This window comes from Pseudomonas sp. 29 (assembly GCF_002754355.1).
Lineage (GTDB): Bacteria > Pseudomonadota > Gammaproteobacteria > Pseudomonadales > Pseudomonadaceae > Aquipseudomonas > Aquipseudomonas neuropathica.
This window is the reverse complement of record NZ_PEEY01000001.1, coordinates 2,309,972-2,321,112: the sequence shown is the minus strand read 5'-3', so window position 1 is coordinate 2,321,112 and position 11,141 is coordinate 2,309,972. Positions and strand designations below refer to the sequence as shown.

Sequence of the window (11,141 nt, the reverse complement as noted above, 5' to 3'; positions counted from 1 at the left end):
CGAAGGGGCCGGTGAAGTCTCCACACAATCTCCACATTCCCCCCACAAAACCCCCACACCCACTCAGCAGACTCTCCCCATCCAAACAGGGAGAGTCCCATGAACAAGAATCTGACGATAAAGCTCGGCGCCATCGCTCTGCTGATCCTGCTGTTATTGATCCCGCTGCTGATGATCGACGGCGTCATCGACGAGCGCCAACAGCTGCGTGACGGTGTGCTCGAAGACATTGCCCGCAGCTCCAGCTACAGCCAGCAACTGAGCGGCCCGGTGATGGTGGTGCCGTATCGCAAAGTGATTCACAACTGGAAAACCAACGATAAAACCAACCAGCGTTACGACGAACCGAGCGAAGAACGCGGTCGTTTGTACTTCCTGCCGGAGCGTTTCGAACTCGACGGCCAGGTGCAAACCGAACTGCGTGCACGAGGCATTTATGAAGCGCGGTTGTTCCACGCCGATAACCGTATCAACGGCCATTTCTCATTGCCGGCGCAATTGGGCATCAAGGAAGACTTCAGCGACTACCAGTTCGATGCACCGTTTCTCGCGGTCGGTATCAGCGATATTCGCGGTATCGAAAATGCGCTGAAACTCGAGCTCGATGGACAGCGCCTCAATTTCGTTCCAGGTACGCAAGTCGGTTGGCTCGGTGAAGGTGTGCGGGTCACGCTGCCGTTGCTCGACACCAGTAAAACCACGGAACTGAGCTTCGGCTTCGACCTGCGTCTGCAAGGCACCGGTTCATTGCAGGTGCTGCCGGTGGGCAAGAGCAGCAGCGTCAGCCTCACCGCCAACTGGCCGCATCCAAGCTTTGTCGGCAACTTCCTGCCGGGCAAACGTGAAATCAATGATCAAGGTTTCAGCGCCGATTGGCAGACCACGTTTTTCTCCACCAACCTGCAAGACGCCATGAGCCGTTGCGTGAGCAGCAATGATTGCGAGGCGTTCAACGGTCGCAGCTTCGGTGTGAGCTTTATCGATCCGGTGGATCAATATCTGAAGAGTGACCGGGCGATCAAATATGCGCTGCTGTTCATTGTCCTGACGTTCGCTGGTTTCTTCCTGTTCGAAGTGCTCAAGAGTCTGGCCGTGCACCCGGTGCAATACGCGTTGGTCGGTGTGGCGCTGGCGTTCTTTTATCTGTTGTTGCTGTCGTTGTCGGAACACATCGGCTTCGCCCTGGCGTATCTGTTGTCGGCCAGTGCTTGTGTGGTGTTGATCGGGTTTTATGTCTGCCATGTGCTACGCAGTGTGCGTCACGGTTTGAGCTTTTCGGCGGGGCTGGCGGCGTTGTATGGCCTGCTTTATGGCTTGCTGAGTGCCGAGGATTACGCGTTGTTGATGGGCTCGTTGTTGCTGTTCGGTCTGCTCGGTGTGTTCATGGTGCTAACGCGCAAACTGGATTGGTACGGGATTGGGCAGAAGCCGGGCAAGCCGTTGGAGTTTGATGTGGGGGCGATGCAATGAGCCGGGTGGGATTACGTGAAGATCAGCGAGAGGCGGAGGTTTTGGTGACGCTGATTTTTGCAGCGCTACCATCGGAACCGAGGTGGTTCATTCGCGAGCAAGCTCGCTCCCACATTGGATTTATGTCGTTGCATCCATGGCATGAACAACACAATACAACTGTGGGAGCGAGCTTGCTCGCGAAGAGGCCGGAACAAGCGCCGCCGATTTAAGGCTTGGGCATCGTGGCGATCATGGAAGGTCGCTGACTCACTTCAAAGAACCAGTTGGCCAATTGCGGGTTGGCATCACGCCAGCCCAGGTCCGGGAAGCGCAGGTCGAGGTAACCCAGCGCACAGGCGACGCTGATCGCCGCCACATCAAAGTGGCTGGTCAGCTCGGCAATCGCGTCGCGCTCCAACACTGCGAGGGCGCGGCGGATCTTGTCGCGCTGAGCCTCGAGCCATTCGTCCCAATGCTTTTCCGGCGCGCGCAGGACCATTTCATAACGCACCATCACCGACGCATCCATGATCCCGTCGGCCATCGAGGCCAGGGTCAGACGCCGCCAGCGGGCCGCGCCTTCGCGCGGGATCAGCGGATTGCCGACGTGTTGTTGATCGAGGTATTCGAGGATCACACGGCTGTCATGGATGACGTTGCCATCGGCCAGGCGCAGGGCGGGGATCTTGCCCAGCGGGTTGTCGACATTGAGCTCAGCGCTCGGGCTGACCGGGCTGAGCACGCAGTCTTGCAGCGCGACGCGATCCTGCTGGCCGGTTTCGTGCAGCAACACCATCACTTTGCGCACGAACGGGGAGAGCGTGTTGTGGTACAGGGTCATGCTGGGGGCGGACATTGGTAAACCTCGGTGATCGTCGAAGAGCAGGAGGTTAGCCTAGCCAGATGCGGCGAGGCTGGCGAGGAATTGATGGTGTAATTACTGCCGCCTTCGCGAGCAAGCTCGCTCCCACAGGGGAACGCATTTCAAATGTGGGAGCGAGCTTGCTCGCGAAGGGGCCATCCCAGGCAACACAGATTTCACCCGCGCAGCAACAATCCCCTGATCGCCAGAAATGCCGGCACACCCAGCCCAACCCAGCTCAACGCATCCCAAATCCCATCCCCAAGCAGCGCCGCAAACAACCCCGCCGCACTGAGCAACGCAATCACGATCGGCGTGCTGAACACCTTCCAGAAACTCGACTGACGCGGCTTCATGCGGAGGCCTCCGCCGTTTCCAGCACAGGCCTGGCCGCTCTGCGCCGAACCACCCACAAATACACGCCACTGCCGAGCACAATGATCGTCAGCACATCCAGAGTGGCCCAGAGGATTTTCATCGGCATGCCGCCATAGTCACCAAAGTGCAGCGGCTGCGACATGCCCATGGCGTCCATGTACCACGGCCGTTCGGCCACGGCGGTGACCTGCAGCGTGGTCGCATCGATCAGCACCGGCGTCAGCAGATGCGAGGTCAGGTGCGTGCCACCCTTCATGAACACCGAGTAATGGTGTTCGCTGGAAAAGCGTGTGCCGGGGAAGGCAATGAAATCCGGTTTCATCTCCGGCGCAACTTCAGCAGCGATATCGAGCAAACGCGTGGCCGGCGCCAGGTGGGTCAGCGGTGGCGCACCGCGGTACGGTTCGATCAGCGCAGTCAGTGCGTCATTGCGCCAGGCAGCGATCAGCAGGTCGGCGCAGGCGCTGATCACACCGGTCACGCCGACAACCAGCGCCCAGGTCAGGGTGACAACACCGATCAGGTTATGCAGGTCGAGCCAGCGCAGCCGTGTCGACTTGTCCTGACGCACCGTGCCGAACTTCAAACGGCGCATGAACGGCAGGTACAGCACCGTCCCGGATACGATGGCCACGACAAACAGCAGCCCCATGAACGCCAGCAGCAACTTGCCCGGCAGCCCGGCGAACATGTCGACATGCAGTCGCAGGATGAACAGCATCAAGCCGCCATTGGCCGAAGGCGTTTCCAGCGCTTCCCCGGTACGTGCGTCGAGCATGAAGGTGTGCGAGGAGTTCGGCTCGGTGCCGGCGGTTTTCGCCATGATCGTCAGTACGGCATTCGGCTCATCGTCATCGAAGCCGAAATACTGCACGACGTCATCGGGGCGATGCTTTTCGGCGGCCTCGACCAGTTGCGCCAGATTCAATCGAGGCGTATCGGCTGGCAGCTCGCGCACTTCGGGTGCGTCGCCGAGCAGGTGCTCGATCTCGTGATGAAAGATCAGCGGCAAACCGGTCAGTGCCAGCATCAGCAAAAACACGGTGCAGACCAGGCTGGTCCAGGTGTGGATGAACGACCAGCGACGAATTGTTTTACTTTTCATTTCATGACCTTCAAAAACACCAAAGCCGTCCACGAAGGACGGCCTGGTCACAGGGCCTGTTTCAGCTCAGACGCTTACCACTTGTAAGTGGCGCTGGCGACGACACTGCGTGTGTCGCCGTAGTAGCAGTAGAAGCTGTCGCAGGTGGAAATGTATTCCTTGTCGAACAGGTTGGTCGCGTTGACGGCCAGCGACGCGCCTTTGAGGCTGTTGTCCAGACGGCCGAGGTCGTAATGCACCGAAGCGTCGAACACGGTGTAGGCGTCAGCCTTGCCCAGCCAGGTGTTGGCCTTGTCGCCGTAGGTGTTGCCGGTGTAACGCACGCCACCGCCAATGCCGAAGCCGTCGAGCACGCCGGCGTGCCAGGTGTAGTCAGTCCACAGCGACGCTTGCTGGTTCGGCATCAGTTGCAGGCGATTGCCCTTGTCGACGCCATTTTGTACTTCCGATTTGGCCAGGGTGTAGGCAGCGATGACTTTCAGGTTGTCGGTGACGTCGGAAACCGCTTCCAGCTCCAGGCCTTTGACTTTCACTTCGCCGGTCTGGCTGGTGATCGACACGTTGTTGACGAAGGTGTTGACCGAAACGTTCTTCTGAGTGAGGTCGTATACGGCAGCGGTCAGCAGGGTTTTGCTGCCCGGTGGCTGGTACTTGATGCCCAGTTCCCACTGCTTGCCTTCGGTCGGTTTGAGCGAACCGGTCGAGGTGGCGTCGGCGCCCGTGGTCGGCTGGAAGGATTCGGCGTACGACAGGTACGGCACGAAACCGTTGTCGAAGACGTAGCTGAGCGCGGCGTTGCCGCTGAAGGCCTTGTCACGCTGGGTGTTGGTGGCATCGCCCTTGTTGATGAACTGGGTGCTGGTGTGCACCCAGTCTTCACGGCCACCGAGGGTCAGGCGCCACTGGTCGAGGGCCATCTGATCCTGGATGTACAGGCCGGTCTGGTAGGTCTTCTGGTCGTAATCGTAAAACGCGGTGGAGCGCGCTGGACGCACGATCGGCTGACCATAGATCGGCGTGATCACGTTGGTGGTCAGGCCGTCACCGAAGATCGAGGTGTAGTTGGTGTTGCTGCGCTGATGGTCCAGACCCAACAACAGAGTGTGGCGGATATCGCCAGTGGCGAAGTCGGCCTGGAAGTTGTTGTCCACGGCGAACTGGCTGATGTCTTCTTCGACGCTGGTGCTGGTGCGCCCGACGTTGCCTTGATCATCCACTTCGGTGAAAGGGTAGGAACCCGGCGTCAGCGACTGGAACGACAGGTCCGACTTGGTGTAGCGCAGGTTCTGCTTGAACTGCCAGACATCGTTCAGACGATGTTCGAAGGCGTAGCCCAGCGCGTAGTAGGTGCGATCGTAATATTCCCAGTCCGGATCACCCAGATTCTTGTGGTGGGAAATATCACCGAACGGTGACTTGATCTTGGTGCCCTGAATCGGCAGGAACTGACTGGTGATGCCGGTATCGTCGCGGGTGAACTGGCTCAGCAGGGTGAGCTTGGTGTCGTCGTCGATGTTCCAGGTCAGGCTCGGCGCGATGTTGTAGCGCTTGTTGTCGACGTGATCGACTTGCGTGCCGCTGTCGCGCACCACACCGCTGAGACCGTAGAGGAACTGGCCGGCGTCATCGATCTTGCCGGTGCTGGCGAAGTTGATCTGACGGTGATTGTCGCTGCCGTACTGCAGCTGGATTTCGTTGCTGGCTTCGGCGCTTGGGCGACGGCTGACCATGTCCAGCAAACCGCCCGGTGGGGTCTGACCGTACACCGACGACGCCGGGCCACGCAGCAGGGCGAGGCGGTCGAGGTTCCAGGTTTCCTGTTTCGGGTTGGCGTACACGCCTTTTGGCAGCGGCAGGCCGTCGAGGAACTGGGTCGGTTCGAAACCGCGCACACGCAACCAGTCGGCACGGGTGTCGCTGCCGTAGCTGCTGGCGGTGATACCCGGCATGTAGCGCACGGCGTCATCGAGGCTGTGCACGCTGCGGTCGTCCATTTGCTGGCGAGTCGCGACGGAGATCGAACGCGGCGCTTCGACCAGCGCGGTGTCGGTCTTGCTGCCGGCGGCGGTGCGGGTGGCGGTGTAGCCGTCGACCGGCCCCCAGGCGCTTTCGAAGTTTTCCACACCGATAACCGATGTTTCCGGCAGGGCCAACGTTCCTTCAGGTACCGCCACAAGGGTGTAGGTGCCGGTGCTGCTTTGTTCCAGTTGCAGACCGGTGCCACGCAGGGCCGCGCGCAAGGCACCGGCCGCGTCGTACTGGCCGTTGACCGGCGCCGAGGTCTTGCCCGCCGCCAGCGACGGATTCAGCGACAGCGCAATGCCGCCCTGGCTGGCGATCTGGTTCAGGGTGGTCGACAGTGGCGCCGCCGGCAGGTTGTAGGCGCGCACGCTGGACGCTTGTTCAGCGGCGAGCAACGGACTGCTGATCAGCGGCGCGCTGAGCGCGATGGCGACGGCCAGCAGACCGGGGCGCAATAAGGTGTCTAGCGAACGGGACATACGGCGGCTCCTGAATGGAAATATTTCTCAATTGCCTGTGTGCCGGATGAAAAGCAGAAAGTGATAGGGCAGGATGAAAATAATTTCGATTAACTGGAAACAGCCACATTTCTGCGGGCTTGATCGTTCCCACGCTCCGCGTGGGAATGCCTCAATGGACGCTCTGCGTCCGCTTCGGCAGGGACGCAGAGCGTCCCGAGCTGCATTCCCACGCAGAGCGTGGGAACGATCAGGTCAAAGGGAGGAGGGCTCGGCCTTAGCGACTGTGACCCAATACGGCGTATGCCGCTCGATCTGCACCGGCAGGGTCGGCAGCAATGCGCTCAGGGCCTTATCGGTGTCATGCAGCGGGAAGCTACCGGTAATCCGCAGGTCAGCCACGTCCGGTGCCACGCCCAGATACCCGCGACGATAACGCCCGAGCTCGTGCACCAAATCGCCCAACCGCGCGTTATCGACCACCAGCATGCCGCGCGTCCAGGCATCGGCGCCGGGGTTGAGCGCGACGATCGAACCCAATCCATCACGGCGCAGCAGCACTTGCTGGCCTTCATGGAGAATTTGCTCATCAGGGTTGGATTGCGGGTGCGCCGCGACCGCCGACTGCAACACACTCAGGCGCGTGCCTTGGTCTTCACGCTTGACCAGGAACCGCGTACCCAGCGCGCGCATGCTGCCTTCGCGGGTTTCGACGATAAAAGGGCGCGCATCGCCATGCCCGGTTTCGACAAGAATTTCGCCTTCCTGCAAGACGATCAACCGGCGCTTCTCATCGAACCGCACATCCACCGCACTGTGGGTGTTCAGATTCAGCACGGTGCCGTCAGCCAGACGCACAGTGCGCTGCTCACCGGTCGCGGTGCGTTGATCGGCGAGCCAGTAATCCAGCGGCAGAAAGCGTTCGCTGGCGAACAGCCCCACACCGACCAGCAGCACAACGCTGGCCAGCCCACTGCCGAGCTTGCGTACCCGTCGGCGAATGCCTTCGCGTGATTGCAGCAGTGCAGTGCGCGCCGGGCCTTTGGCGACGCTGAAACGCTGATCGAGCATGCCCAGTTGCCGCCATGCGCGGGCGTGCTCTTCATGGGCCGCATGCCATTTGGCGAATTCCTCACGCTCCAGCGGGCTGCTCGAATCGAGGGTCAGTTGCCAGGCAATCGCCGCGTCCAGCACATGCGCCGGCACCGGTCTGGAACTGGCCGGGCTCACGTCGGCTCTCCGTACAGCGCGATGTAGCACTGACGAATCCCCTGGGCCAGATACTGGCGCACGCGCGGCACCGAGACGCCGAGCTTGTCGGCGATCTCGGCATGGCTGAAGCCATCGAGGCGGTTATAAAGGAACGCGGCGCGGGCCTTGGTCGACAGTTTGCCGAGCAAGCGGTCGATGGCTTTGAGGTCTTCGAGGATCATTTGCTGTTCTTCCACCGACGGTTGTTCGCCTTCGGGGATCAGCATCAGTTCGGTGAGGTAGGCCTGTTCCAGCGCCGCGCGGCGGAAGTAGTCGAACAGCAAGCCTTTGGCGATCGCCACCAGAAAGGCGCGTGGCTCGCGCGGTGTCAGCATGTCGTCGCGACCGAGCAGGCGGACGAAGGTGTCCTGGCTCAGGTCTTCGGCACGTTGCGGGCAGGCCACATTGCGCCGCAGCCACGCCAGCAGCCAACCGCGATGGTCACGATACATCGCACCGACGAGCTCACTGTTAGGGCTTGGGACTGACGACACCGGACATCACCGATTGGGAAATATTAACTAACGCGAATTGTTCGCGATTGTGGCAGAGGTGGGAATGGTTAGCAATTGGCCACTGGTCAGGTGGGCGTTAAAGGCTGGCCCTCACCCTAGCCCTCTCCCGGAGGGAGAGGGGACCGATTGGGGGATATTGTCGCAATACACCGACGTGAAAGATTTCTGCTGAATCCATAATCGACTCGGTTTCTCAGGTCGATGGAAAACCCGAGACACCTCGGTAGGCTCCCTCTCCCTCGGGGAGAGGGCTGGGCGGGCGGCGTTCCGATGAGGGGCTTTTGATTTAAAACGAAGGCGTCTGCTGCCGCCGCTTCCACTGACTCAACCGCTGCTGCAAATTCAACGGACTATGAATCTGCTGACCCCGCGCCCGACTGAACAGAATCAACGCCAACTCTGCAGTGGCCAGCGCATCGGCACTCGCGTTATGCCGCTCGAACACCTCAAGCTTGAACCAGTCGATCCACTCATCCAGCCCGGCCTCACGAATGTTCGCTTGCGGGCACACTAGCGGTGCAATGTCGGCGACATCCAGGAACACCTGCTGCAACTTGTGCCCCAGATGTTCCTTCAGCGCACGCCCGAGCATGTGCTGATCAAACGGCGCATGAAACGCCAGCACCGGGCTGTCGCCGATAAATTCCAGGAGTTCCAGCAACGCCTCGACCGGCTCACTGCCCGCCGCAATCGCATTCGGCCCCAACCCGTGAATCAACACGCTGGGACTGAGCTTCAGCTCGCGACATTGCAGCGTGCGTTCGAACTGCTGACTGAAATCGATCGCGCCGTCCTCGATCACCACCGCGCCAATCGACAACACACGGTCCTTGTTCAGATTCAGCCCGGTGGTCTCCAGATCCAGCACCACCCAGCGTTGTTCGCGCAGTGTGCATTCGCTCAGCTCGGTAATCGTCGGCAGCTGCGCCAGACGCTGCTGAAAATCCACCGGCACCACCGCACTCGCCGGGCGCAGCCACGAGAACAGGCTCATAGCTGATACCGCAACATCAGGCTACTTTGCAGACGCTGAGCCTGGCGCAGGGATTCACGCAGGATGCGCCGGTCGAGGTGATTGAGGCTGTCCGGGTCGACGCGGTTGGAATAGGGCAGGTTCTCCCGCGTCTGCAATTGATGCTGCTGCATGCGCGTCTGCTGTATGAAGTGATAGGCCTCTTCATACGCCGCGCCATCCAGTCGCTCGATGACTTCTTTCTCGACCAACTGACGGAAGCGCTCGAGGGTATTGTTGGCGTCGATACCGTTAGCCAGCGCGAGCAATCGTGCGCCATCCACGAACGGCGTCAGCCCCTGCACCTTGAGGTCCAGCGTGGCTTTCTCGCCATTCTTGCGTGCCAGCACAAACTCACGGAAACGGCCCACCGGTGGACGATTGCGCAGGGCGTTCTCGGCCATCATGCGCTGGAACAAACGGTTGTCGCCGACCTGATCGAGAATGCCACGGCGCAATTGTTCGCAGCCTTTTTCATCGCCCCAGACCACGCGCAGATCGAAGTAAATACTCGAACCGAGCAGATTCTCCGGCGTTGCCTCACGAATAAACGCCGCGAAGCGCCGCGCCCATTCTGCCCGCGACAGACACAGCTCGGGATTGCCGGCCATGATGTTGCCCTTGCACAGAGTGAAACCGCACTGCGCCAGACTCTGGTTGATCTGCTGCGCAATCGGCAGCAGCTTGCCGCGAATCTCTGCTGCATGCGCAGCATCGCGGGCGTCGAACAGAATGCCGTTGTCCTGATCGGTGTGCAGCGTCTGCTCGCGACGGCCTTCGCTGCCGAAGCACAACCAACTGAATGGCACGCCGGGGTCGCCTTTTTCCGCGAGGGTCAGCTCGATCACCCGGCACACGGTGTGATCGTTTAGCAAGGTGATGATGTGGGTGATCTGCGTCGACGACGCGCCATGAGCGAGCATGCGCTCGACCAGTTGGCCGATCTCACCGCGCAGACCGACCAGCTGTTCGACGCGTTGGGCGCTGCGAATCGTCCGGGCTAGATGCACCAGGTCGACCCGTTGTAGCGAAAACAGATCACGCTCTGAGACCACGCCACACAAACGCTGATCCTTGACCAGACAGACATGCGCGATGTGCCGTTCGGTCATGGCAATCGCCGCATCGAACGCACTGTGATCCGGCGAAAGATAAAAGGGCGAAGGCGTCATGTGGCGCTCGATGGCCTCGCTGAAATCACCGACGCCCGCAGCCACGACATGACGCAGATCGCGCAGGGTGAAAATCCCCAGCGGGGCTTTGTGTTCATCTACCGCCACGATGCTGCCGACCTGTTGCTCGTGCATCAGCTTCACCGCTTCACGCAATGGCGTGTCGGGGCTGCAGGTCACCGGGTGACGCATCGCCAGTTCGCCCAGTCGGGTGTTCAGCGAATACTGGGTGCCAAGGGTTTCCACGGCTTTCTGCTGCACTTGCTGATTGACTTGATCGAGCAGACTGCTTACCCCGCGCAAGGCGAAATCGCGAAAGGCGTTGGAGAGGGCGAACAGTTTGATGAACGCCAGTTTGTTCAGTTGCAGGCAGAAAGTGTCTTCGCCCGCAAGGTGCTCGGTGCGCGTCGCGCGTTCGCCGAGCAATGCGGCCAGCGGAAAACATTCGCCGGTGGTGATTTCAAACGTGGTCTCGGTGCCGGGCTTGGTGATGTGCTGACGTTCGCCGACCACCCGACCTTGCTTGACGATATAGAAGTGTTCAACCGGGCCGTCGGCGGGTTTGATGATGCTTTCGCCCTGGCCGTAGAAACGCAGCTGACATTGCTCCACCAGATAAGCCAGGTGGGCGTGTTCCATCTGATTGAAGGGCGGGAAGCGCTGGAGGAATTGCAGGGTGCCCTGAATGTTCTGCAATACCGCGGTTTTCCCTGCCTGGGTGAAGGCGTCCGCTTTACTCATAACCATTACCGCAGTCTTTTTCGAATTGTTGTTGTCGGATCGTTCTGGCCATGGTCGACCCCTGCGGGCGGGGTGCCCATTGGACGTAAGTCTAGGTTTGCCATGCCGTTCGGCACATTTGGGAAGTGCCCTACAAAAACAGTCGGAAATTCGCCCGCCAGCCTCTTGGAAAA

At 60.4% G+C, this 11,141-nt stretch carries 9 protein-coding genes; 1 reads left to right on the top strand and 8 read right to left on the bottom strand.

Features of this window, described 5'->3' with window-relative positions:
• Positions 1 to 99: 99 nt before the first annotated feature.
• Complete coding sequence (creD, locus tag CLU80_RS10850) at positions 100 to 1,470, top strand: cell envelope integrity protein CreD (RefSeq protein ID WP_099757360.1); 1,371 nt, start codon at positions 100 to 102, stop codon at positions 1,468 to 1,470.
• Positions 1,471 to 1,678: 208 nt separating this feature from the next.
• Here creD and CLU80_RS10840 read toward each other — a convergent pair whose 3' ends face one another.
• The 8 genes from CLU80_RS10840 to CLU80_RS10805 all read right to left on the bottom strand — a co-directional run bounded on the left by CLU80_RS10840 (position 1,679) and on the right by CLU80_RS10805 (position 10,968).
• Complete coding sequence (locus tag CLU80_RS10840; RefSeq protein ID WP_099757359.1) at positions 1,679 to 2,308, bottom strand: glutathione S-transferase; 630 nt, start codon at positions 2,306 to 2,308, stop codon at positions 1,679 to 1,681.
• A 182-nt stretch (positions 2,309 to 2,490) separates the two neighbouring features.
• Entirely contained in the window at positions 2,491 to 2,670 is a 180-nt protein-coding gene (locus CLU80_RS10835; RefSeq protein WP_093429926.1) for a hypothetical protein, read from the bottom strand.
• Positions 2,667 to 3,797 carry a PepSY-associated TM helix domain-containing protein gene (locus CLU80_RS10830; protein ID WP_095050334.1) on the bottom strand — a complete coding sequence of 377 codons (1,131 nt, stop codon included), beginning with the start codon at positions 3,795 to 3,797 and terminating at the stop codon, positions 2,667 to 2,669. Before CLU80_RS10830 ends, CLU80_RS10835 begins: the two co-directional genes overlap by 4 nt.
• A gap of 74 nt (positions 3,798 to 3,871) precedes the next feature.
• The gene (locus tag CLU80_RS10825) at positions 3,872 to 6,298 is read right to left on the bottom strand and encodes a TonB-dependent siderophore receptor (protein ID WP_099757358.1); all 2,427 of its coding nucleotides are present in this window, start codon (positions 6,296 to 6,298) and stop codon (positions 3,872 to 3,874) included.
• A 234-nt stretch (positions 6,299 to 6,532) separates the two neighbouring features.
• Positions 6,533 to 7,507, bottom strand: coding sequence for a FecR domain-containing protein (locus tag CLU80_RS10820; RefSeq protein ID WP_099757357.1), 975 nt, complete (start codon positions 7,505 to 7,507; stop codon positions 6,533 to 6,535).
• A complete protein-coding gene (locus tag CLU80_RS10815) occupies positions 7,504 to 7,980 on the bottom strand; it encodes an RNA polymerase sigma factor (protein ID WP_286079728.1) in 477 nt (158 codons plus the stop codon). The genes CLU80_RS10820 and CLU80_RS10815 overlap by 4 nt, the downstream gene beginning before the upstream one ends.
• A gap of 349 nt (positions 7,981 to 8,329) precedes the next feature.
• On the bottom strand, positions 8,330 to 9,037 hold the full coding sequence (locus CLU80_RS10810) for a 3'-5' exonuclease (protein ID WP_099757355.1): 708 nt from the start codon (positions 9,035 to 9,037) through the stop codon (positions 8,330 to 8,332).
• Positions 9,034 to 10,968: a DUF294 nucleotidyltransferase-like domain-containing protein gene (locus CLU80_RS10805; RefSeq protein ID WP_353616979.1), complete on the bottom strand. Its 1,935-nt coding sequence runs from the start codon at positions 10,966 to 10,968 to the stop codon at positions 9,034 to 9,036. The genes CLU80_RS10810 and CLU80_RS10805 overlap by 4 nt, the downstream gene beginning before the upstream one ends.
• Positions 10,969 to 11,141: the final 173 nt, after the last annotated feature.

Bases quoted from the DNA above. Each gene is read 5' to 3' on its own strand.
- creD (WP_099757360.1), top strand. From the start codon at position 100: ATGAACAAGAATCTGACGATAAAGCTCGGCGCCATCGCTCTGCTGATC.
- CLU80_RS10840 (WP_099757359.1), bottom strand. From the start codon at position 2,308: ATGTCCGCCCCCAGCATGACCCTGTACCACAACACGCTCTCCCCGTTC.
- CLU80_RS10835 (WP_093429926.1), bottom strand. From the start codon at position 2,670: ATGAAGCCGCGTCAGTCGAGTTTCTGGAAGGTGTTCAGCACGCCGATC.
- CLU80_RS10830 (WP_095050334.1), bottom strand. From the start codon at position 3,797: ATGAAAAGTAAAACAATTCGTCGCTGGTCGTTCATCCACACCTGGACC.
- CLU80_RS10825 (WP_099757358.1), bottom strand. From the start codon at position 6,298: ATGTCCCGTTCGCTAGACACCTTATTGCGCCCCGGTCTGCTGGCCGTC.
- CLU80_RS10815 (WP_286079728.1), bottom strand. From the start codon at position 7,980: ATGTATCGTGACCATCGCGGTTGGCTGCTGGCGTGGCTGCGGCGCAAT.
- CLU80_RS10810 (WP_099757355.1), bottom strand. From the start codon at position 9,037: ATGAGCCTGTTCTCGTGGCTGCGCCCGGCGAGTGCGGTGGTGCCGGTG.
- CLU80_RS10805 (WP_353616979.1), bottom strand. From the start codon at position 10,968: ATGAGTAAAGCGGACGCCTTCACCCAGGCAGGGAAAACCGCGGTATTG.